The 23,290-nt window shown below is 73.7% G+C and carries 28 protein-coding genes; 15 read left to right on the plus strand and 13 right to left on the minus strand.

Going from position 1 to position 23,290, the window contains the following annotated elements; all coding sequences use genetic code 11:
* Positions 1 to 46: 46 nt before the first annotated feature.
* Positions 47 to 307: a DUF3099 domain-containing protein gene (locus tag ACFVQZ_RS06370; RefSeq protein WP_030495529.1), complete on the plus strand. Its 261-nt coding sequence runs from the start codon at positions 47 to 49 to the stop codon at positions 305 to 307.
* Between the two features lie 12 nt (positions 308 to 319).
* On the opposite strand, the gene ACFVQZ_RS06375 is transcribed toward ACFVQZ_RS06370, so the two are convergent.
* On the minus strand, positions 320 to 823 hold the full coding sequence (locus ACFVQZ_RS06375; protein ID WP_383620075.1) for a hypothetical protein: 504 nt from the start codon (positions 821 to 823) through the stop codon (positions 320 to 322).
* Between the two features lie 98 nt (positions 824 to 921).
* The gene (locus ACFVQZ_RS06380) at positions 922 to 1,284 is read right to left on the minus strand and encodes a DsrE family protein (RefSeq protein ID WP_030495531.1); all 363 of its coding nucleotides are present in this window, start codon (positions 1,282 to 1,284) and stop codon (positions 922 to 924) included.
* Between the two features lie 147 nt (positions 1,285 to 1,431).
* On the opposite strand from ACFVQZ_RS06380, the gene ACFVQZ_RS06385 reads away from it, so the two are divergent.
* The 6 genes from ACFVQZ_RS06385 (at position 1,432) to ACFVQZ_RS06410 (ending at position 6,267) form a co-directional block, all read left to right on the plus strand.
* Positions 1,432 to 2,205, plus strand: coding sequence for a hypothetical protein (locus ACFVQZ_RS06385; RefSeq protein WP_030495532.1), 774 nt, complete (start codon positions 1,432 to 1,434; stop codon positions 2,203 to 2,205).
* On the plus strand, positions 2,202 to 3,092 hold the full coding sequence (locus ACFVQZ_RS06390) for a hypothetical protein (RefSeq protein WP_321192878.1): 891 nt from the start codon (positions 2,202 to 2,204) through the stop codon (positions 3,090 to 3,092). The genes ACFVQZ_RS06385 and ACFVQZ_RS06390 overlap by 4 nt, the downstream gene beginning before the upstream one ends.
* Positions 3,089 to 3,985 (plus strand): hypothetical protein, encoded by an 897-nt coding sequence (locus ACFVQZ_RS06395; protein ID WP_383620078.1) that lies wholly within the window; start codon positions 3,089 to 3,091, stop codon positions 3,983 to 3,985. Before ACFVQZ_RS06390 ends, ACFVQZ_RS06395 begins: the two co-directional genes overlap by 4 nt.
* Positions 3,986 to 4,241: 256 nt before the next feature.
* Positions 4,242 to 4,814, plus strand: coding sequence for an FABP family protein (locus tag ACFVQZ_RS06400; RefSeq protein ID WP_030495536.1), 573 nt, complete (start codon positions 4,242 to 4,244; stop codon positions 4,812 to 4,814).
* A 40-nt stretch (positions 4,815 to 4,854) separates the two neighbouring features.
* Complete coding sequence (locus ACFVQZ_RS06405; protein ID WP_030495537.1) at positions 4,855 to 5,292, plus strand: Fur family transcriptional regulator; 438 nt, start codon at positions 4,855 to 4,857, stop codon at positions 5,290 to 5,292.
* Between the two features lie 9 nt (positions 5,293 to 5,301).
* Complete coding sequence (locus tag ACFVQZ_RS06410) at positions 5,302 to 6,267, plus strand: folate-binding protein YgfZ (RefSeq protein WP_030495538.1); 966 nt, start codon at positions 5,302 to 5,304, stop codon at positions 6,265 to 6,267.
* A gap of 10 nt (positions 6,268 to 6,277) precedes the next feature.
* Here ACFVQZ_RS06410 and dtd read toward each other — a convergent pair whose 3' ends face one another.
* Positions 6,278 to 6,703: a D-aminoacyl-tRNA deacylase gene (gene dtd, locus ACFVQZ_RS06415; RefSeq protein ID WP_030495539.1), complete on the minus strand. Its 426-nt coding sequence runs from the start codon at positions 6,701 to 6,703 to the stop codon at positions 6,278 to 6,280.
* Positions 6,704 to 6,831: 128 nt separating this feature from the next.
* Here dtd and ACFVQZ_RS06420 point away from each other — a divergent pair, with 128 nt between their 5' ends.
* Together ACFVQZ_RS06420 and ACFVQZ_RS06425 are read left to right on the plus strand one after the other, a co-directional pair.
* Positions 6,832 to 7,440, plus strand: a complete 609-nt coding sequence (locus ACFVQZ_RS06420) for a hypothetical protein (RefSeq protein ID WP_030495540.1) — start codon at positions 6,832 to 6,834, stop codon at positions 7,438 to 7,440.
* Between the two features lie 61 nt (positions 7,441 to 7,501).
* Complete coding sequence (locus tag ACFVQZ_RS06425; protein ID WP_383620083.1) at positions 7,502 to 8,746, plus strand: GNAT family N-acetyltransferase; 1,245 nt, start codon at positions 7,502 to 7,504, stop codon at positions 8,744 to 8,746.
* A gap of 28 nt (positions 8,747 to 8,774) precedes the next feature.
* Here the strand turns inward: ACFVQZ_RS06425 and ACFVQZ_RS06430 are convergent, their stop codons facing one another.
* Together ACFVQZ_RS06430 and ACFVQZ_RS06435 are read right to left on the minus strand one after the other, a co-directional pair.
* Positions 8,775 to 9,545, minus strand: coding sequence for an ABC transporter permease (locus tag ACFVQZ_RS06430; RefSeq protein ID WP_030495542.1), 771 nt, complete (start codon positions 9,543 to 9,545; stop codon positions 8,775 to 8,777).
* Complete coding sequence (locus ACFVQZ_RS06435; protein WP_030495543.1) at positions 9,538 to 10,479, minus strand: daunorubicin resistance protein DrrA family ABC transporter ATP-binding protein; 942 nt, start codon at positions 10,477 to 10,479, stop codon at positions 9,538 to 9,540. The genes ACFVQZ_RS06430 and ACFVQZ_RS06435 overlap by 8 nt, the downstream gene beginning before the upstream one ends.
* A 115-nt stretch (positions 10,480 to 10,594) precedes the next feature.
* Between ACFVQZ_RS06435 and ACFVQZ_RS06440 the strand changes: the two genes are divergently transcribed.
* Entirely contained in the window at positions 10,595 to 11,374 is a 780-nt protein-coding gene (locus tag ACFVQZ_RS06440) for a TetR/AcrR family transcriptional regulator (RefSeq protein ID WP_051787967.1), read from the plus strand.
* Positions 11,375 to 11,398: 24 nt separating this feature from the next.
* On the opposite strand, the gene ACFVQZ_RS06445 is transcribed toward ACFVQZ_RS06440, so the two are convergent.
* The 4 genes from ACFVQZ_RS06445 to ACFVQZ_RS06460 all read right to left on the minus strand — a co-directional run bounded on the left by ACFVQZ_RS06445 (position 11,399) and on the right by ACFVQZ_RS06460 (position 14,354).
* Entirely contained in the window at positions 11,399 to 12,823 is a 1,425-nt protein-coding gene (locus ACFVQZ_RS06445) for an MFS transporter (RefSeq protein WP_383620086.1), read from the minus strand.
* 123 nt (positions 12,824 to 12,946) lie between these two features.
* On the minus strand, positions 12,947 to 13,435 hold the full coding sequence (locus ACFVQZ_RS06450; RefSeq protein ID WP_383620088.1) for a MarR family winged helix-turn-helix transcriptional regulator: 489 nt from the start codon (positions 13,433 to 13,435) through the stop codon (positions 12,947 to 12,949).
* A 75-nt stretch (positions 13,436 to 13,510) separates the two neighbouring features.
* Positions 13,511 to 13,924, minus strand: coding sequence for a VOC family protein (locus tag ACFVQZ_RS06455; protein ID WP_383620090.1), 414 nt, complete (start codon positions 13,922 to 13,924; stop codon positions 13,511 to 13,513).
* Between the two features lie 10 nt (positions 13,925 to 13,934).
* Entirely contained in the window at positions 13,935 to 14,354 is a 420-nt protein-coding gene (locus ACFVQZ_RS06460; RefSeq protein WP_030495548.1) for a helix-turn-helix transcriptional regulator, read from the minus strand.
* A 103-nt stretch (positions 14,355 to 14,457) separates the two neighbouring features.
* Between ACFVQZ_RS06460 and ACFVQZ_RS06465 the strand changes: the two genes are divergently transcribed.
* From ACFVQZ_RS06465 to ACFVQZ_RS06475, 3 genes are all read left to right on the plus strand, one after another.
* The gene (locus ACFVQZ_RS06465; protein WP_383620091.1) at positions 14,458 to 14,904 is read left to right on the plus strand and encodes a helix-turn-helix domain-containing protein; all 447 of its coding nucleotides are present in this window, start codon (positions 14,458 to 14,460) and stop codon (positions 14,902 to 14,904) included.
* 39 nt (positions 14,905 to 14,943) lie between these two features.
* Entirely contained in the window at positions 14,944 to 15,543 is a 600-nt protein-coding gene (locus ACFVQZ_RS06470; RefSeq protein WP_383620093.1) for a hypothetical protein, read from the plus strand.
* A 95-nt stretch (positions 15,544 to 15,638) separates the two neighbouring features.
* A complete protein-coding gene (locus ACFVQZ_RS06475; protein ID WP_030495551.1) occupies positions 15,639 to 15,986 on the plus strand; it encodes a DUF2516 family protein in 348 nt (115 codons plus the stop codon).
* A 49-nt stretch (positions 15,987 to 16,035) separates the two neighbouring features.
* Here ACFVQZ_RS06475 and ACFVQZ_RS06480 read toward each other — a convergent pair whose 3' ends face one another.
* From ACFVQZ_RS06480 to ACFVQZ_RS06490, 3 genes are all read right to left on the minus strand, one after another.
* On the minus strand, positions 16,036 to 17,382 hold the full coding sequence (locus tag ACFVQZ_RS06480; RefSeq protein ID WP_383620096.1) for a PP2C family protein-serine/threonine phosphatase: 1,347 nt from the start codon (positions 17,380 to 17,382) through the stop codon (positions 16,036 to 16,038).
* Positions 17,383 to 17,710: 328 nt separating this feature from the next.
* Entirely contained in the window at positions 17,711 to 18,769 is a 1,059-nt protein-coding gene (locus tag ACFVQZ_RS06485; protein ID WP_383620098.1) for a C40 family peptidase, read from the minus strand.
* A gap of 261 nt (positions 18,770 to 19,030) precedes the next feature.
* Positions 19,031 to 19,834: a class I SAM-dependent methyltransferase gene (locus ACFVQZ_RS06490; RefSeq protein WP_383620101.1), complete on the minus strand. Its 804-nt coding sequence runs from the start codon at positions 19,832 to 19,834 to the stop codon at positions 19,031 to 19,033.
* A gap of 206 nt (positions 19,835 to 20,040) precedes the next feature.
* Here ACFVQZ_RS06490 and mshA point away from each other — a divergent pair, with 206 nt between their 5' ends.
* On the plus strand, positions 20,041 to 21,411 hold the full coding sequence (gene mshA / locus ACFVQZ_RS06495) for a D-inositol-3-phosphate glycosyltransferase (RefSeq protein ID WP_030495555.1): 1,371 nt from the start codon (positions 20,041 to 20,043) through the stop codon (positions 21,409 to 21,411).
* A complete protein-coding gene (locus tag ACFVQZ_RS06500; protein WP_030495556.1) occupies positions 21,404 to 21,922 on the plus strand; it encodes a YbjN domain-containing protein in 519 nt (172 codons plus the stop codon). Before mshA ends, ACFVQZ_RS06500 begins: the two co-directional genes overlap by 8 nt.
* Here ACFVQZ_RS06500 and ACFVQZ_RS06505 read toward each other — a convergent pair.
* A complete protein-coding gene (locus ACFVQZ_RS06505; RefSeq protein WP_383620103.1) occupies positions 21,873 to 23,177 on the minus strand; it encodes an MDR family MFS transporter in 1,305 nt (434 codons plus the stop codon). The genes ACFVQZ_RS06500 and ACFVQZ_RS06505 overlap by 50 nt on opposite strands.
* Between the last annotated feature and the right edge of the window lie 113 nt (positions 23,178 to 23,290).

Genomic DNA, 23,290 nt, shown 5'->3' on the forward strand with positions numbered 1-23,290 from the left:
CCTCCGGCTTCTTCACGTGCCCGGGAGCCGGTCGTACGCTGAAGGTGTGTACGCACGGCGTCGGCGCGTCTACTTCTGGCTGATGGGTGCCTGCCTGGTGCTTTTCGTGGGCGCCTGGGCCGTCGTGCGGCTGTTCTCCCTGCCGGCGGCCATCGGCATGTGCGTCGTGGCCATGGTCATCCCGCCGGTCGCCGCGGTGGTCGCGAACCGGCGGGGACCGGAGGACCGCTGGTGGGACGACCCGTCCGGCGATCCGCAGTCGGACGCGTGGTGGGACGAGCTGGACGGGAAGAAGCGCCGCGAGTAGCGGGCCCCGGCGTCAGCCGAACCAGGCGCGGGCCTCCGGCTGCTGGGGACGCACCAGGGCCAGGATCACCAGCCCGGCCCAGGCGATCCCGAGGACCGGCATGGTGCCGTAGAAGAGGTACGCGAACGGGAGCGACACCCAGCCGTAGGCGACGGCCGACACCCGGACGCCCGGCAGCCGGGCCGGGAACCGGAGCGCGGTCGCCGCGCCCCAGCCGGCCACTCCCAGGACCAGGATCCCGAGGAACTCGACCGTGCCCGTGTGGAGTTCCGGCGCGTCGTCCGCCCAGAGCCGCGCCGCGACCCCGGTGCTGTGGGTGAGCACCCAGAGGCCGAGCAGCGCCTGCGTGCCGGCCAGCACCATCAGCAGCGTCCGCAGCCGGCGCACCGGCTCGGGCATCGGCCCGGCGCCCGGCGGATGCGCGGGGCGCCGGGGCGGCGGGGGCGGTCCGTCGCCGGCGCGGGCGCGGCGCCAGGGCCGCTCGTCGTCGGGCCGTTCCGCGTCGTTCCGCTCCACCCTGGCCTCCCCCGCCGGTGCGCACGTGTGCGCCATGGTCGGGGGCGCGCCCCGGGGAGTCCAGGGCCAGAACCGGCCGTTTCCGGCCGGTGGCGGGATCAGTACACGAGGGCCTGGGCGTCGTCGGCGAGGGCCTCCTGCACGAAGACCTGGGCGCCGGCGATGCGGACGCCGTCCAGGACGTCCTGCTCAGTGATCTCGCGGCGGGCCGCGCACTGGGTGCACAGGGTGATCCGGCCGGCCGCCAGGACCGAGTCGATGAGGTCCGGCAGCGGCGCCGCGTGCGGCAGCTCGAACTCGGCCGCCTTGCCGGGGAGGGCGAACCACGAGGACTCGCCGGTCAGCCACAGCGACACCTCGACGCCGCTCGCGACGGCGACGGCCGCCACGGTGAAGGCCTGGGAGCAGCGTTCGGGGGCGTCGGCCCCGGCGGTCACCTTGATCACGAGCTTCTTCGCCATATACCGAACTGTAATGCGACGCCCTGCAACTTCATGCGTGCCTCACGGGTCAGGTGGGTGCGCGGATAACGGAATCCGCCCTTCTAGTCTCGTGGGGGGACTGTCTTGGAAGCCACGGAAGCGGCCGAAACCGCTCAGACCGCCCCGGTGCCCGCACCGGATCCCGGCCCGGAACCGCCCGCCCGGCCGGCCCCGCGCCGCCGCCGCACCGCCCGCACGCTCGCACTGATCGCCGTCGCCGCCGTGCTCGGCGTCATCGGCGGAACGGCCGTCGGCTACGGCGTCCAGGCCCAGCGCGAGCCGACGCCGCTCCCGGCCCTCAACCAGCCGGGCCTCGCCTATCCCGCGAAGCCGCTCCCGAAGGGCGAGGAACCCGATCCGCTGCCCGCCGCCGAGGACGCCCTGGCGAAGACGGACGGCGACCTGCGCAAGCTGCTCGTCCCCCGCCCGGCCGGGGCCCGCGACAACGAGTTCGGGCCGCGCGACGGCTGGTACGACATCGCCTCGTACGCGCGGGACTTCAAGGACGAGAGCTGGATGCTCACCTTCCTCGGCGAGAGCCGGATGCGGCGGATCGCCTTCCGCAGCTGGGAGTCGGGCGAGAACCGCACCACGATCATCCGCCTCGTCCAGTTCGCCCCCAGCGGCGAGCTCGGCGCCGTGGACCACGCCGAGGACCAGCTCTCCTACATGGACGGGGAGGAGCACGCGGACAACCTGGGCGACGCGATCAAGGGCAGCGGCAACGGCCGCTACTACGTCTACCCGGCGCACCGGGAGGCCGGTTACCTCGACCTGTACCGGGCCCGGGCGATCTTCCAGCGCGGCGACGTGATGGCCGAGATCGACATCTTCGACACGAAGAAGATCAGCAAGAACGACATCCGCAAGCTGGCCGAGAAGCAGCTGGAGCGCCTGTGAGCGAGCACGAGACCCCCGAGGCGCAGCCCGCCGCCGAGTCGCCTGCCGTCGTGGAGACGCCCGCCGAGCCGCCGGCCGGGGAGGCGCCGCCCGCCCGCGGGAAGCGGATCGGGCGGATCCTGCTCGGAGTCGTCCTGCCCGCCGTCCTCGTCCTGGGGGCGGCCGGCGGCGGCATCGGGTACACCGCCGTCACCGTGGCGAACGCCGACCGCACGGCCGAGACCGTCGGCTGGCAGGCGCCGGACCCGAAGGCGACGTCCGCGGACCCGGCGCAGACCGCGATCACCCGCGGCCGCGCCGACACCCCCATGAGCAAGCTGCTGCTGCCCGTCCCCACGGGCTACCGGCTGGGCCCCGACATCGAGGCGTACGGCAGTGACGCCGAGCTGACCGGCCGGGAGGCCGCCGCCCTGCTGAAGAGCGAGGCCCGCGGGCTCTCCGGCAAGAAGCGCCGCGCCTACGAGAAGCGCATCGACAAGCTGGGCGTGCAGGGCGTGGGCATGCGGTCCTTCACCTCGTACGACAACCACCTCGTCGTCGAGATCCAGATCGTGCGCATGAAGGACAAGCGCAGCATCCACGACCTGTACCAGTGGAAGCGGGAGCTCGCCGAGTTCCTGGAGTTCCCCAAGGGTCCGAAGATCAAGGACCACCGCAACTCCTCCTGCTTCCTCCTGGAGGACCCGCAGGACCGGATCGAGGGGGAGTCCGAGGAGGACAAGGAGAAGCGGGAGAACGCGCTGCGGGGCATGTCCTGCTCCGCGTACGACTCCGAGCTCATGGTCTCCGTCGTCGCGTTCGGCGCGGTCCCCTTCGAGAAGTCCGAGGTCGCGGAGCTCGTGAAGAAGCAGCTCGACCACATCCAGTCCCCGGGGGAGTACGTATGAGCGTGACCGCATCGGATCCGGCCGCCGGGACGGCGCCCGGGGCCGCCGAGACCGTCGTCGAGACCGCCGTCGAGACCGGTGCCGCCGGGGCCGTCGTCGAGGAGGCGCCGCCGGCCGCGGCCGCCGGGCCCCGGCGGTCGCGCCGGGTGCTCGCCGCCGTCGCGCGGTGGACCGCCGCCGTGGTGGTCTTCGCCGGCGCGGGCGCCGGCACCGCCGCCTGGATCACCTCGCTGGAGCGCCACGAGGTGCCGGGGCTCGCGACCGAGAGCGACGGCCGCTGGGAGTACCCGAAGCTGAGCCTCCCGGCGCTGCCGGAGGGCAAGCCGCGGCCCTTCACCGACGGCAACGACGGCGAGATCCACTACGCGGACGCGCGCCGGCTCGTGCTGCCGGCCCCGGCCGGCGCGAAGGTCGACCCGAAGACCGACGGCACCTGGGTGACGACCGAGTCCTTCCTCGCCCTGTACGGCGAGGAGGACCGGGCCGAGCTGCGGACGGCGCTCGCCGACTCCACGCTCCGGCACATCGCGGCCCGGGCCTGGACCATGCCCGACGGCACCCGCAGCACCGTGCACCTGCTGCGGTTCGGCTCGGTGGCGTACGCGGAGGCGTTCAAGGACGACGCCCTGGACGCGGGCGCGACCTCCGTCCCGGCGGTGCTGCCCGAGGGAGTCGAGGGCGTGGTGCCGGAGGACTACGCCTCGGTCGTCGACGTGCCGGACACGACGCTCTACGGCTTCCGGGAGAAGAAGCCGTACGGTCCCGAGCAGACCCGCTGGGCGTACCTCCAGACCGGTGACATCGTGGCCGTGGTGACCCAGGTCCGGGCCGGCGAGGCGCTCGCCGTCCCCTTCCAGCAGACGGTGACGCTCCAGAACCAGCTGCTCGGCTGACCCGGCCGCGCGGAGACCCACCTCACCGAGTGGGCCGGACCCCCGCCCACTAAGCTGGGGTCCGGCCCGTTCCGCCTTCACCGCACAGCCGAGGAGCACCCCGTGATCATTTTCTTCGAGACCCTGCTGGTCCTGGTCGCCGTCGGCGTGCTCGCCTTCGCCGGTCTGACCGTGAAGAAGCTGTACCAGGGCCAGCGCTGACCTCCAGGTCCGTCCTCCTCCACCGGTCCCCCTTCACAGATCGTCTGAGTCGCTCATGATCCAGATCCCGTCCGACCTCAACCCGGACCTCGTCCCGCTCGCGTTCCTCCTCGGGACGTGGGAGGGCGCCGGCGTGTCCGACTTCCCGGGCGCCGAGAAGTGCAACTTCGGCCAGTCGGTGACCTTCAGCCACGACGGCCGGGACTTCCTGGAGTACCACTCGCACTCCTGGGTCCTCGACCAGGACGGCAACAAGGTCCGCCCGCTGGAGAGCGAGAGCGGCTTCTGGCGCATCGACAAGGACCGCAAGGTCGAGGTCGTGATGGTCCGCGACGACGGCGTCGTCGAGGTCTGGTACGGCGAGCTCGCCGACCAGAAGCCGCAGATCGACCTGGCCACCGACGCGGTGGCCCGCACCGCCGCCTCCGGCCCGTACACCGGCGGCAAGCGCCTCTACGGCTACGTGAAGAGCGACCTCATGTGGGTCGGCGAGAAGGCGACCCCCGAGGTCCCGCTCCGCCCCTACATGTCCGCGCACCTCAAGAAGGTCGTCACCCCGGAAGAGGTCGCCGAGATGGCCCGCAACCTCCCGGACATGCCGGACGACGGCATCGCCTTCTTCAAGTAGGACCGCCGGTGCGACGCCGCGCCCTCCTACACTGGGGGGCGTGGTGAGCACCGACTGGAAGAGCGACCTGCGGCAGCGCGGCTACCGGCTGACGCCGCAGCGTCAGCTCGTGCTGGAGGCGGTGGACGTGCTGGAGCACGCCACCCCCGACGACATCCTCGCCGAGGTGCGGAAGACCGCCTCCGGGGTGAACATCTCCACCGTCTACCGGACCCTGGAGCTCCTGGAGGAGCTCGGGCTGGTCAGCCACGCGCACCTCGGGCACGGGGCGCCGACGTACCACCTCGCGGACCGGCACCACCACCTGCACCTGGTGTGCCGGGACTGCTCCGGAGTCATCGAGGCGGACGTCGAGGTGGCCGCCGAGTTCACCGGGAAGCTCCGCGACACCTTCGGTTTCGAGACCGACATGAAGCACTTCGCGATCTTCGGCCGGTGCGGGGACTGCTCGCGGAAGGCGACCGCCGCGGAGTCGTAGGCTTTTCCCATGAAGAGCTCCCTGCTGTCCCTGCCGGGCGCCGTAGCGGCCGAAGGCCGCGACGAAGGCGTCGCCGCCCACTACGGCGATCTGTTCCGCGAGCAGCGCGCGCTCGCCGACGGGTCGGGGTTCGTCGACCTCTCCCACCGCGGTGTCGTCACCGTCAGCGGCGACGACCGGCTGAGCTGGCTGCACCTGCTGCTCACCCAGCACGTCAGCGAACTGCCGGCCGGGCAGGCCACCGAGGCGCTGATCCTCTCCGCGAACGGGCACATCGAGCACGCCCTGTCGCTCGTCGACGACGGCGAGACGGTGTGGGCGCACGTCGAGCCGGGCACGCAGGACGCGCTGATCGCGTACCTGGAGTCGATGAAGTTCTTCTACCGGGTGGAGGTCGCCGACCGCACGGAGGAGTACGCGGTCGTGCACCTGCCGGCCGGCTCCACCGCGGAGACCCCCGAGGGCGTCGTCGTACGGGAGACGGCGCACGGGCGCGACCTGTTCCTGCCGCGCGCCGGGCTGGAGTCCTTCGCCGCCGCGCACGGGCCGGCCGCCGGGGTGCTGGCGTACGAGGCGCTGCGGGTGGAGGGTCACCGGCCGCGGCTCGGCTTCGAGACCGACCACCGGACCATCCCGCACGAGATCGGGCTCATCGGCACGGCCGTCCACCTCCAGAAGGGCTGCTACCGGGGGCAGGAGACGGTCGCCCGGGTGCACAACCTGGGGAAGCCGCCGCGCCGGCTGGTCTTCCTGCACCTGGACGGCAGCGAGGTGACGCTGCCGGCGCACGGCACGCCGCTGCGGCTCGCCGCGGACGGTCCGGACGGGCGGCAGATCGGGTTCGTGACGACCGCGGTCCGCCACCACGAGCTGGGGCCGATCGCCCTGGGCCTGGTGAAGCGGAACGTGCCGGTGGACGCGCCGCTGGTGGCGGGGACGACGGCCGCCGCGCAGGAGACCGTCGTCGAACCCTAGGACGCGGGGGTCAGACCTCCAGCAGGACCGTGAACGGGCCGTGGTTCGTGAGGCCGACGCGCATGTCGGCCCCGAAGCGGCCCGTCTCCACGTGCGCGCCGAGCTTCCGCAGCTGGGCGACGACCTCGTCCACGAGGGGTTCGGCGACGGGGCCGGGCGCGGCGGCGTTCCACGTGGGGCGGCGGCCCTTGCGGGCGTCGCCGTAGAGCGTGAACTGGGAGATCACCAGCAGCGGCGCGTTCACGTCGGAGCACGACTTCTCGTCCTCCAATACCCGGACGGACCAGAGTTTTCTGGCCAATTGGGCGGCCTTCTCGGGGGTGTCGTCGTGGGTGACGCCCACCAGCACGCACAGGCCCTCGCCGGTGATCTCGCCGACCGTCTCCCCTGCGACGACGACCTTCGCGCCGTCCACTCTCTGCACCACAGCTCGCATGCGCCCCAACCTACCGATCGGGGATTTCTGGGGGCCGAACGGGTGCAGAGCGCCTGCACGCGCGCGTGCGGGAGTGGCACCATGCCAGGAGGCGGTGCGGCTCCGCACCGGTCGAGGGGACGATTCTCATGAGTGCTTCCAGCACCGGGCCGACGCCGTCCGGCCCCGTACCGCTGATCCGCTCCGCGGGTGCGGTGCCCGGCGGGCCGGTCGCCCGGCCACCCGTGCAGCGGACCGCCGAGCCGCCGTCCGGCCGCCCGGGTCACGACCTCGGCGGGCTGCGCCTGTCCGAACTGCGGGCCCTGCGCCGGGACGCGCAGAGCGACGAGGCCGATCTCAGCTACGTGCGGCGGATGCTCCAGGGGCGGATCGACATCCTGCGGGCGGAGCTGGCGCGCCGGACGGACCCGGAGGCGCCGGTCCTGGACCGGCTGTCGGAGATCCTGGCGGACGTGCCGTCGCGGCACCGCAGTTCAGCCCGGCACGTGACGCTGTCGACGCCGCGCGGGGAGGAGTACCGGCGGCTGGCCGCCGAGATGCTGTCGGAGGTCGAGCTGTCGGACCTGACGGCCCGGACGGACGAGGAGCTGCACACCGCGATGGGGCGGCTCGCCGGTTACGAGCAGCAGATCTCGCAGCGCCGGCAGGCGCTGCAGCGGACGGCCGACGACTGCGGCGCGGAGATCGCCCGCCGCTACCGGGAGGGCGAGGCGCAGGTCGACGACCTGCTGGCCTGAGGGGCCTGAGGGGCCGGAAATTCGCGCGCCGGAGGCGGGCGGCCGTGCGTAGGGTCGGGGGATGGCTGTCGAACTGCGCACGGTGACGGAGTCCGAGTTCCCCGACTGGCTGCGGGCCCTGCGGACGGGGTTCCTGAACGAGCCGGTCGTCCCCGATGAGCTGGTGGCCGACCGGATCGCCCACGTCGACCTGGACCGGACGCGGGCCGCGGTGGAGGACGGCCGGGTCGTCGCGACCTTCCGTTCCTTCGGGCAGCGGCTGAGCACGGTCGGCGGCGGGAGCCTCGCGGCGGACGCGGTCACGCAGGTGACGGTGGCGCCGACGCACCGGCGGCGCGGGCTGCTGAGCCGGCTGATGGCGCTGGACCTCGACGCGGCCCGGGAGCGCGGCGACGCGGTGGCGACGCTGATCGCGGCCGAGTACCCGATCTACGGCCGGTACGGCTTCGGTCCGGCGAGCTGGACCACCGAGTGGAGCGTGGACCTGCGCCGGGCGGGGCTCGATCCGCGGCGCAGCGGCCGGCCGGAGGACGGCGGCCGGATCGACCTGTGCGACGGGCCGGAGGTCCGCCGGATCGGGCCGGCGCTGCACCGGCGGCTCGCGGGCGCGCGGGCCGGGGTGACGGACCGGACGGCGCGGAACTGGGAGGTGGCCACGGGCCTCGGGCACCACCTGGAGCCGTGGACGGAGCCGTACTACGCGGTGTACCGCGCGGCGTCGGGCGAGCCCGAGGGATACGTGTCGTACCGCTGCGACGACAAGTGGGGCGACGCCAAGCAGCCGGAGACGACGCTGACGGTGCGGGACCTGGTCGCGGCGACGCCGGCGGCGGAGCACGCGCTGTGGCGGTTCGTCTGCTCGGTGGACTGGGTGATGGCCGTGCGGTCGGGGTACCGGGCGCCGGACGACCCGCTGCCGCTGCTGCTGCCGGACCCGCGGGCGGCCCGGACGGTGTCGCACGCGGACATGCTGTGGCTGCGGGTCCTGGACGTGGTGCGGGTGCTGGAGGAGCGGACTTATCCGGTGACGGACGGGCTGGTCCTGGAGGTGCGGGACGCGGCCGGGTACGCGGAGGGGCGGTATCTGCTGGACGCGTCGCCGAAGGGGGCGCGCTGCACCCGGACGACCGCGTCGGCCGATCTGGTGCTGGACGTGGCCGTGCTGGCCCGACTGGTCCTGGGCGACGCGTCGGCGGTGCGGCTGGCGTCGCTGGGGCTGGCCGAGGAGGCGGTGCCGGGTGCGGCGGCCCGGGCGGAGCTGTTGTTCCGTGCTCCGCTGCGGGCGTTCTCGCCGGACATCTTCTGACCCGCGCCCGGCCGCGCCCGTCCCGGGGTCAGCGGGTGCGGAGGCGGAAGAGGGTGCCGGAGGCGGCGACGGCGAGGAGCAGCAGGCCGCCGAGCCAGGCGAGGGCGGTCCAGGGCGCGTCGCCGACCGGCTGGTCGAGGAGCAGGCCGCGCAGGGTCTCGATGAGCGGGGTGACGGGCTGGTGCTCGGCGAAGCCGTGCAGCCAGCCGGGCATGGTGTCGATGGGGACGAACGCGCTGCTCGGGTAGGGCACGAACATCATGAGGAAGGTGACGGCGCCGGCCGCTTCGGGGGTGCGGGTGACGAGGCCGGCGGCGGCGGAGAGCCAGGAGACGACGGTCAGGTAGGCGACGATCAGCGCGACCGCGGCGAGCCAGCCGGCGGGGGTGGCGGCGGGGCGGAAGCCGATGAGGGCGGCGACGCCGAGGACGAGCGCGGTGGCCAGCAGGTTGCGGGCGACGGTGGCGACGACGTGGCCGGTGAGGAAGGGGACGGCGCCGACGTCGAGGGTGCGGAGCCGGTCGACGGTGCCGCGCCGCATGTCGTCGCTGACGGAGACGGCGGTGCCGGCGGCGCCGAAGCCGGCGCACAGGACGAGGACGCCGGGGACGACGTAGGTGACGTACCGCTCGTGTCCGGTGTCGATGGCCCCGCCGAAGAAGTAGACGAAGACCAGCATCAGCAGCACCGGCAGCATCAGCGAGGTCAGGACGGCGTCGAGGTTGCGCCGGCTGAGGAGGAGGCCGCGCCCGGCGAGGGCGGTGGTGGTGGCGAGGGGTCCCGCGGTCCGGTCAGACATGGCTGGGCTCCTTGGTGCCGCCGGTGAGGTGGAGGAAGACGTCGTCGAGGGTCGCGCTGTGCAGGGCGAAGCGCTCGATGTCGGTGCGGTGCGGGTCGAGGGTGTCGAGCAGGGCGCGGACGTGGGCGGCGCTGCCGTCGGTGGGGACGCCGAGGGTGAGGGTCTCGGGGGTGTGGGCGGTGGCGTGCGGGGTGAGCCGCAGGTAGGCGTCGCGGTCGCGGGCGACGACGTCGAGGCGGTGGCGCGCGTAACGGTTCTTCAGTTCTCCGGGGGTGCCTTCGGCGAGGGTGCGGCCGGCGCCGAGGACGGTGATGCGGTGGGCGAGCCGGTCGGCCTCCTCCAGGTACTGGGTGGTGAGGAAGACGGTGGTGCCGTGGGCGGACAGCTCGCGGACGACGTCCCAGAGCTCCTGCCGGCTGCGCGGGTCGAGGCCGGTGGTGGGTTCGTCGAGGAAGACGACCTGGACGGTGCCGGGGTCGCGGACGAGTCCGGCGGCGAGGTCGAGGCGGCGGCGCATGCCTCCGGAGTACGTCCCGGCCCGGCGGTCGCGGGCGTCGGTGAGCCGGAAGCGTTCGAGGAGTTCGTCGGCGCGGCGGGCGGCGGCGGTGCGGGAGAGGCCGGAGAGCCGGGCGGTGAGGCGGAGGTTCTCGGCGCCGGTCAGGGTCTCGTCGACGGCCGCGTACTGGCCGGTGAGGCTGATGGCGCGGCGGACGGCGCGGCGGGCGGTGACGACGTCGTGGCCCGCCACGCGCGCGTGGCCGCCGTCGGGGGCGGTGAGGGTGGCGAGGATCCGGACGGTGGTGGTCTTTCCGGCGCCGTTGGGCCCGAGGAGGGCGAAGACGGTGCCGGCCTCGACGCGCAGGTCGAGGGCGTCGACGACGCGGACGGTGCCGTAGGTCTTGGTGAGAGCGGTGGTCTCGATGGCGGGAGGCATGGCGGTCTCCTTCTGCCGCGCTCGCGGCGTACTGCGTATGCCATACGCGTTACTGCGTAAGGGTTACGCATTACTAGGATGGGCGTCAAGCGAGCGAGCTCAGGAGGCGGCGCGGATGGCGGGCGACAAGGGCGGGCACGTGTCCCCGGACGGGGGCGGGTCGTTCCTGCCGCCTTCGGTCGAGGCCGTCTGGGGGCTGCGCGAGCGCCCCACCAAGGGGCCGAAGCCGGGGCTCAGCCAGGCCCGGATCGTCGCCGCGGCCGTGGAACTCGCCTCCGCGGAGGGCCTGGCCGCCGTCTCGATGGGCCGGGTCGCGAAGGAGCTGGGCGTCTCGACCATGTCGCTCTACCGGCACGTCTCCGCCAAGCAGGAGCTGTACGTGCTGATGCAGGAGGCGGCGACGGGAGCCCCGCCCGCGCTGTTCGACGCGGGCGTCGGCTGGCGGGAGGGGCTGGAGCGCTGGGCCTGGGCGATGCGCGAGGTCTATCTGCGCCACCTGTGGCTGCTGCGGATTCCCGTCTCGGGCCCGCCCGCGACGCCGCACGCGGTCGCCTGGTGGGAGAAGGCGCTGCTGGCCCTCGACGGCACGGGCCTGGACGAGGGCGCCAAGCTCGGTGTGGTCATGCTGCTGGGCGGCTTCGTGAAGAACGACGCGCTGCTCGCCGTCGAGCTGGCGGAGGCGGTGGAGGCGAGCGGGGAGGGCCCCGAGGAGGCCATGCGCCGGTACAGCAGCACCCTGCGGCGGCTGGTCGACCCCGCCGTCTACCCGAAGGTGGCGCAGGTGATCGAGTCCGGGGTCATGGACCACGCGGACGGCCCCGACGACGAGTTCCGCTTCGGTCTGGCCCGGATCCTGGACGGCGTCGCGGCCCTCGTGGAGGGCCGCGCGTCCTGAACCGCCGTCAGGCGGCGGTGACCGTCAGGCGGCGGTGACGACCTCGGCTGCGGGGGCCGTCTTCTTCGTACGGAGCAGGGTCGCGGCGACCGCGAGGGCGGCGGCCAGCAGCCCCGCCCCCACGCCGAAGGCGAGCCGGTAGCCGCCGGTCAGGGCCTCGGCCGTGGTCCGTCCGGCCGCGCCGAGGGCTTCGGTGCGGGCGGCGGCCAGGGTGGTGAGGACGGCGACGCCGAGCGCCATGCCGATCTGCTGCGTGGTGTTGAAGAGCCCGGACGCCAGCCCCGCGTCGGCCTCGTCGGCGCCCGACATGCCGAGCGCGGTGAGGGCCGGGAGCGCCAGGCCGAAGCCGGCCGCGAGCAGCATCACCGGGAGCAGGTCGACCGCGTACGAGGCGTGCACGGGGACCCGGGTGAGCAGGCCGAGCACGCCGAGCAGCAGGGTGAGGCCCGCGAGCAGCACGGCGCGCTCGCCGAAGCGGGTGATGAGCCGGGCCGCGACGCCGAGCGAGACGGCGCCGATCGCCAGGGCGGCGGGCAGCATCGCGATGCCGGTGGCGGTGGCGCCGTACCCCTGGACCTTCTGGAGGTAGAGCGCGACCAGCACCTGGAAGGCGAACAGCGCGGCCACCATGAGGAGCTGGACCAGGTTGGCGCCGGCGACCGTGCGGTTGCGCAGGATCCGCGGCGGCATCAGCGGGGTGGCGGCGCGGCGCTGGCGGAGCAGGAAGCCGGCGAGCAGGGCGGCGGCGAGGCCGCCGAGGCCCAGGGTGTGGGCGGAGCCGGGGCCGTACTCCTCGATCCGGACCACCGCGTAGATGCCGGTCATCAGGCCCGCGGTGACGAGGAGCGCGCCGAGGGCGTCGGCGCCGGCGCGCAGCCCGAGCCCCCGGTCGGCGGGGAGGGCACGGGTGGCGAGGGCGATCGCGGCGGCGCCGATGGGCAGGTTGATGAAGAAGATCCAGTTCCAGGAGAGGGCGTCGGTGAGGAGCCCGCCGAGGACCTGGCCGAGGGAGGCGCCCGCCGCGCCGGTGAAGCTGAACACGGCGATGGCGCGGGCGCGTTCGCGCGGTGCGGTGAAGAGCGTGACGAGGATGCCGAGGCTGACGGCGGACGACATGGCGCTGCCGGCGCCCTGGAGGAAGCGGGCGGCGATCAGGACGCCGGGGGAGCCGGCGACGGCGGCGAGCAGCGACGCGCCGGTGAAGAGCGCGGTCCCGGCGAGGAACATCCGCTTGCGCCCGACGAGGTCGCCGAGGCGCCCCGCGAGCAGGAGGAGCGAGCCGAAGGCGATCAGGTAGGCGTTGACGACCCAGCTGAGGCCCGCCGGGGTGAAGCCGAGGTCGGCCTGGATGGCGGGCATGGCGACGGTGACGATGCTGCCGTCGAGGACGGTCATGAGCATGGCGCTGGCGAGGACGGCGAGCGCGAGGGAGCGGGGGTGGGCGCGCATGGGGATCTCTCCTGTCCGTGGAGGCGACAGGAGAGACGCTAGCAGATGGTTTTGTTGCAGACTATTTTTTACGGAACTTGATGGGGGTAGGGGTGCCGGTCCTCTCGGCTGTGCCGGTTCTCGTCAGTTCTTCTGCCGCGCCCGCCGGGGCGTCGTCCCCGCTCCCTCGGCCGGCGTCCGCAAGTGCCCCTCCGCCAGCCGCCCCAGCGCCCGGACCAGCACCTTCCGCTCGTCCTCCGGCAGGGAGTCCAGCGCCTCCGCGTGGACGCGGTCCACGATCCGCGTGCTCTCCTCCGCGACCCGCGCCCCCGCCTCGGTGACCGCGATGATCCGCGCCCGCCGGTCGGTGCTGGAGGGCTGCCGCTCGGCCAGCCCCGCCTTCTCCAGGGCGTCGACGGTGACGACCATCGTCGTCTTGTCCATGTCGCCGATCTCGGCCAGCTGCGCCTGGGTCCGCTCCTCCTCCAGGGCGTGGACGAGGACGCAGTGCATCCGGGCGGTGAGCCCGATCTCCGCCAGCTCCGCCGCCATGCGCGTGCGCAGGACGTGACCGGTGTGGTCGAGGAGGTAGGAGAGATCGGGCTCGCTGCGGCGGGGGCTCATGGCGGTCATGCCCGCCAGGATAGCGAGGGTCGATCCGTCGTGGATTATCAGGAAACGGACGACCTGGGGCCGCCGGGGTCCGGTTCAGCCGAGCGGCTGCTGGAACACGATCTGGTTGCCCGCCGGGTCGAGGAACGCGCACTCGCGGACCCCGTACGGCTGGTCCACCGGCTCGCGCAGCACCTCGGCGCCCGACGCGCTGATCCGCTCGAAGGCCGCGTCCACGTCGTCCGTACCGAAGATCGCCGCGCGCAGCAGCCCCTTGCGCATGAGGTCGACGACCGCCTGGCGGTCGCCCTCGGAGGCGCTCGGGTCGGCCAGCGGCGACTCCAGCACGACCGACACGTCCGGCTGCGCCGGCGACCCGACGGTCACCCAGCGCATGTCCTGGAAGCCCACGTCCTTGCGGACTTCCAGGCCGAGCGCGTCGCGGTAGAAGCCGAGCGCCTTCTCGTGGTCGTCGACGGTGATGAAGCTCTGGGAGAGGTTGATGTCCATGGCCTCCACGCTAGGGAGCGCCGCCGGGCCGCGCTTCTCCGTTCCTGACCGGTCGCGAGGCCACCTTGGCGACGCAGGCGGGCAGCGCCGCGTCGGCGCCGTGCGCGCGGGCCCGGTAGGCGCTCGGCGTCTCGCCCACCAACTGGGTGAAGCGCGAGCTGAACGACCCCAGCGACGTACACCCCACCTCCATGCAGACGTCCGTCACCGACAGGTCCCCGCGCCGCAGCAGCGCCTTGGCGCGCTCGATCCGCCGCGTCATGAGATAGCTGTACGGGGTCTCCCCGAACGCGCTCCGGAAGCTCCGCGCGAAGTGCCCGGCCGACATCAGCGCCGTCCGCGCCAGCTCCGCCACGTCCAGCGGACGCGCGTACTCCCGGTCCATCAGGTCGCGGGCCTTGCGCAGCCGGCGGAGGTCGTCGAGGGGGATGCGGGTGCTCACGCCCTCACCGTACCGGCGGGGTCCGCGACACGCGAGCACTTCTGCAAGCATCTGCTTGCAATAGTTAGCAAGCGGTGGCAGGGTACGGAGCATGGCTTCGCTCAACGTCGGCAATCTCGGCAGCCTCGGCGAGTACCTGCGCGAGCAGCGGCGCACCGCGCAGCTCTCGCTGCGGCAGCTCGCCGACGCCGCCGGGGTCTCGAACCCGTACCTCAGCCAGATCGAGCGCGGGCTCCGCAAGCCCAGCGCCGAGGTGCTCCAGCAGGTCGCCAAGGCGCTGCGGATCTCGGCCGAGACGCTCTACGTGCGGGCCGGGATCCTCGACGAGAAGGACCGGGAGGAGCTGGAGACGCGCGCCGTCATCCTGGCCGATCCCTCGATCAGCGAGCGGCAGAAGCAGGTGCTGCTCCAGATCTACGACTCCTTCCGCAAGGAGAACGCGGCGGAGAACGCCGTGGTGAACGCGGCGGAGAAGACCGCGGAGACCGCCCCGGAGACCGCCGGGGCCGCCGGAGCGGAGCCCGAAGCCGTCGGCTAGTACGTCAGCGTGAACGCCCTCACCGGGAGGACCACCAGCATGGCCATCATCGACGAACTGCGTACCCCCCTCTACTTCGCCGCCGGCACCGCCGAGCTCGCCGTCCGGCAGGCCCGCAAGGTGCCCGGCCTGATCGAGCAGCTCGCCGCCGAGGCGCCCGGCCGGTTCGAGGCCGTCCGGAACACCGACCCCAAGGCCGTGCAGGAGAAGGTGGCCGACCGGGCCAAGGAGGCCCAGACGGTCGTCCAGGCGAAGGTCGCCGAGGTCGTCGGCGGCCTCGACACCGACCTCAAGAAGCTCGGCGAGACCGCCCAGGACCTGGCCCTGCGGGGCGTCGGCGTGGCCGTCGAGTACGCCGTGAAGGCGCGCGAGAAGTACGAGGAGGTCGCCGCCCAGGGCGAGGAGGCCGTCCGCGCCTGGCGCGGCGAGAGCGCCGAGCGGATCACCGAGATCGCCGTCGTGGTCGAGCCGGAGCCCGAGTCCGCTTCCGGGACGGCGGACGACGAGGCCGGGAAGCCCGTCGCCGAGGTGCCCGCGCAGGACACCGCCGCCGGGGAGACCGCGCCGAAGAAGGCCGCCGCCCGCAAGCCGGCCGCCCGCAAGGCGCCCGCGAAGAAGGCCGCGGCCGAGGCCGAATAGCGGATCCGGGCACGATGCGCGGGGCCCCGGGCGTTGGAACGGGTACCTTGACCGCGAGGCGTACGTACCCCATGACCCCCTAGGCGGTGTTCAGCATGCTGATGGACCGGTTCGACAACACCCTCAACCTGCTGATGTTCCTGGTCTTCACCGGATTCGCGGTCGCCTCGTTCGTGATCGCGGCGCTGGTGCGCGAGGACGCCTACCGGGCCGCGGACAAGCAGACCAAGAAGTTCTGGCTGATCCTGCTCGGCGTCAACCTCGCCCTGAACCTGCTGCTGCCCGACTTCCTCTTCCTGCTGATCGCGGGGCTCATCGCCGCCATCGTCTTCATGGTGGACGTGCGGCCCGCGCTCAAGCAGGTCATGGGCGGCGGGGGCGGCGGCCGGCGCGGCGGCTCCAGCAGCGACGGGCCGTACGGCCCCTACAACGGCGGCCGGTAGCGGTCGCCGCGGCAGGGCACACGAACGGTTCAGGCGGGACCCGGGGTCGCTATCCCCGGGTCCTGTCGCGTTCCAGGGCCAGCAGCGCCACGTCGTCCGTCAGCTCGCCGCCGTTCAGCTCCCGCGCCTCCGCCATCGCCGCCTCCAGCAGCGCCTCGCCGCGCAGCCCCGCGACCAGCTGCCGGTTGATCATCTCGACCATGGCGTCCTGCCCGAGCCGCGCCGAGCCGGGGCCCGCCGTCCGGCCCTCGATCAGGCCGTCGGTGTAGAGGAGCAGGCTCCACGCCCCGCCAAGATCGACCTGCCGGCGCGGCCAGCGGGCGCGCGGCAGCAGGCCCAGGGCCGGGCCGCCGTCCTCGTACGGCAGGAGCCGGGCGACGCCGCCGCGCTGGGCGACCAGCGGGGCCGGGTGCCCGGCGAGGCAGAGCCCGGCCCGGCGCCCGTCGGGCGCGATGTCGACCGTGCACAGGGTCGCGAAGATCTCGTCGCTCTCCCGCTCGTGCTCCAGGACCTGCTGGAGCGTGGAGAGCAGTTCGTCCCCGCAGAGCCCCGCGAAGGTCAGCGCGCGCCAGGCGATCCGCAGCTCGACGCCGAGCGCGGCCTCGTCCGGGCCGTGGCCGCAGACGTCGCCGATCATGGCGTGGACGGTGCCGTCCGGGGTGCGGACCACGTCGTAGAAGTCGCCGCCGAGCAGCGCGCGGGACCGGCCGGGCCGGTAGCTGGCGGCGAAGCGCAGGTCGGAGCCCTCCAGGAGCGGGGTGGGCAGCAGGCCGCGCTCCAGACGGGCGTTCTCCTGGGCGCGCAGCCGGGACTCGGCGAGCTTCACCTTGGCGGCGTCGTTGCGCTTGCGCTCGACCGCGTACCGGATGGCGCGGCTCAGCACCCGGCCGTCCAGCTCCTCGCGGAAGAGGTGGTCCTGGGCCCCGACGCGTACCGCCTCGGCGGCCAGTTCCGCGTCGGCGGAGGGGGCCAGGGCGAGGACGGCGTGCCGGGGCGCGAGGCGCAGGATGTGCCGCAGCGGGGCGAGCGGGTCGCCGTCGCCGGTGCCCCGGGGCAGGGGCAGCGCGAGGTCGACGAGCACGCAGTGCACGTCGTCGGTGAGCAGCCGCTCGGCCTCGGTGAGGTTGCGGGCGGTGCGGATGCGGACCCGGGTGCCGCTCGCGCCGGCGGCGTCGAGCAGTTCGGGCACGGCGAGGGAACCCGCCGGGTCGTCCTCGACGACCAGGAGGGTGAGATCGGTGCGGTCGCGGTCGGTTCCTGTGCCTGTGCCGGTTCCTGTGTCTGTCACAGCGGTGGCTTCCATGGCGGTGGCATCCAAGGCGTGGGCGTCCATGGCGGTGGTGTCGCCTTGCCCCGCAGCAGAGACGATTCTCTGGCGCGGTACGGATACGGGCATCGGTCCGGGTTTCCTTCCCTCCCCCGAGGGTGCGCCGGGCGCCGGGTGGCGGCCCGCCCCGTCCGGGACCATAGCGGCAGTGCGGCGCGCAGCGGAATGGCGATCACTCCGTGGGCGCCCGGCTCTTCCTTGGCATATGCCGCGGAAGGGGAGGTAGTTGTGCCGGAGGCGGGCGGGGGCGGGCCCCCGTCCCATGAGAAACCTCACTCGGCCGGATCCGTCAGGTCGCTCGTGAGGGGGGCGGCGGGGCCGTGGGGCGGGTGCGCCCATGGGCCGCGGCCCGTGCGTCCCGGGATCAGGCCGGGCGGGACGGGAGGCCGCCGGGGGATCAGGTCGGGCGGACGATGCCCAGGATCTCCATCGAGCCGGCGCCCGCGACGGTCACGTTCCGCCCGGGGCGGGGCGCGTGGACCATCTTGCCGTCGCCGATGTACATGCCGATGTGGCTGGCGTCCTGGTAGTAGACGATGAGGTCGCCGGGGCGCATGTCCTCCGGCTGGACGCGGGGGAGCAGCCGCCACTGTTCCTGCGAGGTGCGCGGGATGCGCTTGCCGGCGGCGGCCCAGGCGGACTGGGTGAGGCCGGAGCAGTCGAAGGAGTCTGGGCCCTCGGCGCCCCACACGTACGGCTTGCCGACCTGCGCGAGGGCGGACTGGATGGCGGTACGGGCCTCGGGGGTGGTCTCGGTGCTGAGTTCGGCGAGGATGCCGGAGCCGAGCCATTCCGTCTGGGCCTGCCGGCGGGCCTGCTCCTCCATCCGGCGCAGCCGCTCGCGCTCCTCGGCGGCGAGCTCGCTCTCCAGCTTCTTCGCGGCGGCGATCTTGCCGTCGATCTCCTTCTTGGCCTGCGCCTGGCGGAGGCGGTCCGCCTCCAGCCGGGTCCAGTGGTCGCCGGCCTCGGACGCGTAGGTGTTCAGCTCGCCCTGGGCGCGGGTGAGTTCGGCGAGGAGGTCGGTTGTGGCCTTGGCGCCCTCGCGGAGCCGGCCGGCGGCGTCGAGGAAGAGCTGCGGGTCGCCGGTGAGGACGAGCTGGGCGCCGTCCGGGAGGCCGCCGTTGCGGTACTGGGCGCGGGCGGTGGCGCCGGCCTGGGCCTTCAGGGTCTCGATCCGCTTCCGGCCGCTCTCGATCATGCGGGCGAGCCGGACGATCTCGGCGGACTGCTTCTCGGTGCGCTCCTCGGCGAGGTTGTACGCGTCGGTGGCGGCGGCGGCCTGCCGGTACAGCGTGTCGATCTCGGTGCGGACCTGTTCGAGGGTCTTCTTCGGCGGGGGCGGCGGCAGCGGGGCGGCGGCCGCCTGGAGGCTCAGCGCGGGCGAGGCCAGCAGGGCCAGGGCGCAGGCCGCGGTGACCGCGGCGGCGGCGTACGGACGTCGGCGTCCTCGGTTCACTGGTTCCCCCTACGTGACCGGGTGCCCCACGGCCACTTTCTGATTTACCGTCAGTAACTTGTGTGGTCCTGGCGATAGTGCCACGCGGAACCGGAAAACGACAGATCCCCCGCCAGAACGACAGGCCCCCGCCAGAGTGACGGCCGATGAGCGGGTGACGTTCCCCCGGCACGGGGATGTGGGCGGACCGTGGCGCGCCGGAGGGCCCCCGGACACCGGCCCGTCACCTGCCGCCCCGTCAGGCCGCGCGGCGCCGCCGGCTCAGGACACGCGCGGCGCGAGCGCGTCCCAGCGGACCGTCACCTCGCCCTGCCGCCACCGCTTCGGGCCGTCCACGACCGGCCAGTCGCCCGTCAGGTCCCGCACCGAGCGGATCCACCGCTGCCGGGCGCCCAGCGAGGCGTACGGCGCCGCCGCCGCCCAGGCCCGGTCGAAGTCCCGCAGGAAGGCGTGGACCGGCTCGCCCGGCACGTTCCGGTGGATCAGCGCCTTCGGCAGCCGCTCGGCGAGGTCCGAGGGACGCTCCAGGGAGCCCAGCCGGGTCGCGAAGGTGACCGTGCGCGGCCCGCCCCGGTCCAGCGCCACCCACACGTGCCGGCGCCCGATCTCGTCGCAGGTCCCCTCCACGAGCAGCCCGCCCGGCGCGAGCCGCCCGCACAGCCGCGCCCACACGGCGGCGACCTGCTCCTCGTCGTACTGGCGCAGCACGTTCGCGGCCCGGATCAGCGCGGGCGCGCCCGGCACCGGCACCTCGAACCCGCCGTGCACGAAGGACAGCCCCGCGTACCGCTCCTCGTACGGCTTCGCGGCCTCCACCCGCGCGGGCTCGATCTCGATCCCGTACAGCAGGGTGCGCGGCTCGGCGGTCCGCAGCCGCGCCAGCAGTTCGACGGCGGTCCAGGGGGCGGCGCCGTACCCGAGGTCCACGGCGACGGGCGGCTCCGGCGAGCGGCGCAGCGCGGGCCCGTGCACGGCGGCGATCCAGCGGTCCATCCGCCGCAGCCGGTTCGGGTTGGTGGTCCCGCGGGTCGGGGTGCCGACGGGGCGGGTGGTGCGCGGGGCCATGGGAAGAGGATACGGAGCGGGGCACGGGCGCCGGATACGCGCACTGAGGGGGGCGCCCCCGTGATGCATGGGCGTAATGAATTGGCAAAGCGCGGGCGCGGCGGAAATGAAAGAGGAGGTTCCGGTGTTGTCGGGGGCGGAGGACGCGCACCGCGCCCTCCGCCTGTCATGTCCGCACGCCACCCTCTCGCGGAAGGACCGCCGACGTGAGCCAGTACGTGTCCCGGTTCGCCGGCACCCGGCACCGGCACCCGGCAGCCCCCTCCCGGCTGCGGCTTCCGGGCCGCCCGCGCACCCCGCGCCGGGTGGCCATGCTCTCCGTGCACACCTCCCCGCTGCACCAGCCGGGCACCGGTGACGCGGGCGGCATGAACGTCTACATCGTCGAGCTCGCCAAGCGGCTCGCGGCCATCGACATCGAGGTCGAGATCTTCACCCGGGCCACCACCGGCGGCCTCGCGCCCGTCGTCGAGCTGGCCCCCGGGGTCCTCGTCCGGCACGTCGACGCGGGCCCGTACGAGGGGCTGGCCAAGGAGGAGCTGCCGGCCCAGCTCTGCGCCTTCACGCACGGCGTGATGCAGGCGTGGGCGGGCCACCGCCCCGGCCACTACGACCTCGTCCACTCGCACTACTGGCTGTCCGGCCACGTCGGCTGGCTCGCCGCCGAGCGGTGGGGCGTCCCGCTCGTGCACGCCATGCACACCATGGCCAAGGTCAAGAACGCCTCGCTCGCCGAGGGCGACACGCCCGAGCCGGCCGCCCGGGTCATCGGCGAGACGCAGATCGTCGCCGCCGCCGACCGGCTGATCGCCAACACCACCGAGGAGGCCGACGAGCTGGCCCGCTTCTACGAGGCGGACCCCGGCAAGATCGCGGTCGTCCACCCCGGGGTGAACCTCGACCGGTTCCGGCCCGCCGACGGCCGGGCCGCCGCCCGCGCTCGCCTCGGCCTGCCGCGGGACGCCTTCGTCCCCGTCTTCGCCGGCCGCATCCAGCCCCTCAAGGCCCCGGACATCCTGCTGCGCGCCGCCGCCCTGATGGTGGACCGCGACCCCACCCTCCGGTCCCGGATGGTGGTGCCGGTGGTCGGCGGGCCCAGCGGCAGCGGCCTCGCCAAGCCGGAGCAGCTCCAGAAGCTCGCCGCCCGCCTCGGCATCGCCGACCTCGTCCGCTTCCACCCGCCGGTGGGGCAGGAACGGCTCGCGGACTGGTTCCGGGCCGCGTCGGTCCTCGTCATGCCCTCGTACAGCGAGTCCTTCGGGCTGGTCGCCATCGAGGCGCAGGCGACGGGCACGCCGGTCGTCGCCGCCGCGGTGGGCGGTCTGCCGGTGGCCGTACGGGACGAGCGGACCGGCTTCCTGGTGCGGGGCCACGACCCCGCGGACTACGCGCGCGTGCTGGATCGTTTCGCCGCCGACCCGGGGCTCACCGCCCGGCTGGGCGAGGCCGCCGCCCGGCACGCCGAGTCCTTCGGCTGGGACACGGCCGCCTCGGCCACCGCCGACGTGTACACGGCGGCCATGCACGACCACCGGCAGCGGGCGCACCACCGTCGCGTACGCTCCCACCATGGCTGACGCTCAGGACACCCGGCGGATCGTCGAGGACACGCTCACCGAGGCGGAGCTGGAGTGGGAGAGCCCCGAACCCGGCTCGTACGTGGTCAAGCTCCCCGGCACCCGGAAGCTGTCCACCACGCTGTCGCTGCGGATCGGCCGCCACTCCCTGTCGCTCAACGCCTTCGTCGTCCGCCACCCCGACGAGAACGAGGCCGGCGTCCACCGCTGGCTCCTCGAACGGAACCTCAGGCTGTACGGCGTCGGGTACGCGATCGACCAGCTCGGCGACATCTACCTGGCCGGCAAGCTGCCGCTGGCCGCCGTCACGCCGGACGAGCTGGACCGGCTGCTGGGCTCGGTCCTGGAGGCGGCGGACGGCGACTTCAACACGCTGCTCGAACTCGGCTTCGCGTCGGCGATCCGGCGGGAGTACGCCTGGCGGGTCTCCCGCGGCGAGTCGACGCGGAACCTGGACGCGTTCAGGAGCCTGACGCGGGAGACGGCTCCGGAGCCGAAGCCGCAGCCGTAGCGGGGGTCGTGGTGGGCCCGGTCTCCTCCGGCTCCGGCTCGGGCTCGCGCAGCGCCGTGCGCAGCCGCAGGGCGTACAGGACGGCGGCGAGCGCGCCGATCGCGAAGGTCCCGGCCCACAGCACGTCCGGACCGGGCCCGTCGACGATCGCGCCGGCCACGATCGGCGCGACGAATCCGGCGACCGCCCACGACATGCCCATCACGCCCTGGTAGCGCCCGCGCGCGTGCTCCGGGGCGAGCCGCGCGGTGGCGGCGGCGTTCGTCGGCACGTGGATCATCTCGCCGACCGTCCACACCACGACGGTCGCGGCGAAGGCGACGGCCGAACCGGCCAGCGCCGTGGCACCGGTGCCGACGGCGAACAGCAGCGAGGACAGGACCAGCAGGACCACCGGCGAGCGCCGCTCGGTCAGCTTGTTGACCAGCAGCTGGAAACCGACGATCACGATGCCGTTGACGGCGATCACCATGCCGTACGAGGACGGCGGCAGGCCCTGGTCGGCCATGGTCAGCGACAGGCCGATCCACGGCGCGGTGAAGACCAGGCAGACCAGCAGGTTGAGCAGCACGAGGGTCCGGAACGGCGCGTCGCGCAGCACGTCCAGCATCGACACCCGCTCCGCGCTCCGCTTCTCGCCGGCCTTCTCGGGGGCCTTCTCCGGCCGGGTCTCCGGCAGCCGCAGGAAGACGATCACCGCGCACAGCGTGGTGGCGACGGCGTCGACGACGAAGAGGGTCCGGTAGCCGAGGAAGGCGGCGGCGCCGCCCGCGATCGAGGCGACCGCGAAGCCCAGGTTGAGCGCCCAGTAGTTGAGGGCGTAGGCGCGGCGCACCTCGCCGGCCGGGACCATGTCGGCGATCGTCGCGTTGATGGACGGCCGGACCGCCTGCATGGCGACGCCCATCAGCAGCACGATGACGGCGACGCCCCAGGCGCTGGTGACGAAGGCGAGCGCGCCGGCGCACGCGGCGGCGGCCAGGTGCATCGTCACCATCGTGGGGCGGCGGCCCCAGTGGTCGGTCAGCGCGCCGCCCAGCGGGGAACCGGCGACGCCGCCGAGACCGTGCAGGGCGACGACCAGACCGGCGAACCAGGCGGAGTGCCCGAGCTCGGACGTCAGGTAGAGCGCGAGGAACGTGAGGACGAAGGCACCGGTCCGGTTCACCAGCGTCGACAGCCACAGCCACCAGAAGCCCTGCGGAAGACCGGAGACGGTGGCGCGCGCCGATCGTCTGAGCGAGTCGATGGACATGTGTGGGCGCCCCCTGCGTGCGGTAAGTCCCTCTGAAGCCTCTCGAAACTTACGCATCTCGGCTGGCGGACGCCAGCGAATTGACGGCGCGCGTCAATCGTCGGCGGTCCATT

The organism is Streptomyces sp. NPDC057854 (assembly GCF_042797055.1).
Classification (GTDB): Bacteria; Actinomycetota; Actinomycetes; order Streptomycetales; family Streptomycetaceae; genus Streptomyces.

What these genes read in the sequence shown, in the direction of transcription:
- ACFVQZ_RS06400 (WP_030495536.1), top strand. Translation starts at nt 4,242, where the DNA reads ATGATCCAGATCCCGTCCGACCTCAACCCGGACCTCGTCCCGCTCGCG.
- ACFVQZ_RS06500 (WP_030495556.1), top strand. Translation starts at nt 21,404, where the DNA reads ATGGCTGACGCTCAGGACACCCGGCGGATCGTCGAGGACACGCTCACC.
- ACFVQZ_RS06425 (WP_383620083.1), top strand. Translation starts at nt 7,502, where the DNA reads ATGGCTGTCGAACTGCGCACGGTGACGGAGTCCGAGTTCCCCGACTGG.
- ACFVQZ_RS06490 (WP_383620101.1), bottom strand. Translation starts at nt 19,834, where the DNA reads ATGGCCCCGCGCACCACCCGCCCCGTCGGCACCCCGACCCGCGGGACC.
- ACFVQZ_RS06455 (WP_383620090.1), bottom strand. Translation starts at nt 13,924, where the DNA reads ATGGACATCAACCTCTCCCAGAGCTTCATCACCGTCGACGACCACGAG.
- ACFVQZ_RS06410 (WP_030495538.1), top strand. Translation starts at nt 5,302, where the DNA reads ATGAAGAGCTCCCTGCTGTCCCTGCCGGGCGCCGTAGCGGCCGAAGGC.
- ACFVQZ_RS06420 (WP_030495540.1), top strand. Translation starts at nt 6,832, where the DNA reads ATGAGTGCTTCCAGCACCGGGCCGACGCCGTCCGGCCCCGTACCGCTG.
- ACFVQZ_RS06430 (WP_030495542.1), bottom strand. Translation starts at nt 9,545, where the DNA reads ATGTCTGACCGGACCGCGGGACCCCTCGCCACCACCACCGCCCTCGCC.
- ACFVQZ_RS06480 (WP_383620096.1), bottom strand. Translation starts at nt 17,382, where the DNA reads ATGCCCGTATCCGTACCGCGCCAGAGAATCGTCTCTGCTGCGGGGCAA.
- ACFVQZ_RS06440 (WP_051787967.1), top strand. Translation starts at nt 10,595, where the DNA reads ATGGCGGGCGACAAGGGCGGGCACGTGTCCCCGGACGGGGGCGGGTCG.
- dtd (WP_030495539.1), bottom strand. Translation starts at nt 6,703, where the DNA reads ATGCGAGCTGTGGTGCAGAGAGTGGACGGCGCGAAGGTCGTCGTCGCA.
- ACFVQZ_RS06435 (WP_030495543.1), bottom strand. Translation starts at nt 10,479, where the DNA reads ATGCCTCCCGCCATCGAGACCACCGCTCTCACCAAGACCTACGGCACC.
- ACFVQZ_RS06465 (WP_383620091.1), top strand. Translation starts at nt 14,458, where the DNA reads ATGGCTTCGCTCAACGTCGGCAATCTCGGCAGCCTCGGCGAGTACCTG.
- ACFVQZ_RS06470 (WP_383620093.1), top strand. Translation starts at nt 14,944, where the DNA reads ATGGCCATCATCGACGAACTGCGTACCCCCCTCTACTTCGCCGCCGGC.
- ACFVQZ_RS06505 (WP_383620103.1), bottom strand. Translation starts at nt 23,177, where the DNA reads ATGTCCATCGACTCGCTCAGACGATCGGCGCGCGCCACCGTCTCCGGT.
- ACFVQZ_RS06380 (WP_030495531.1), bottom strand. Translation starts at nt 1,284, where the DNA reads ATGGCGAAGAAGCTCGTGATCAAGGTGACCGCCGGGGCCGACGCCCCC.
- ACFVQZ_RS06450 (WP_383620088.1), bottom strand. Translation starts at nt 13,435, where the DNA reads ATGACCGCCATGAGCCCCCGCCGCAGCGAGCCCGATCTCTCCTACCTC.
- ACFVQZ_RS06395 (WP_383620078.1), top strand. Translation starts at nt 3,089, where the DNA reads ATGAGCGTGACCGCATCGGATCCGGCCGCCGGGACGGCGCCCGGGGCC.
- ACFVQZ_RS06445 (WP_383620086.1), bottom strand. Translation starts at nt 12,823, where the DNA reads ATGCGCGCCCACCCCCGCTCCCTCGCGCTCGCCGTCCTCGCCAGCGCC.
- ACFVQZ_RS06475 (WP_030495551.1), top strand. Translation starts at nt 15,639, where the DNA reads ATGCTGATGGACCGGTTCGACAACACCCTCAACCTGCTGATGTTCCTG.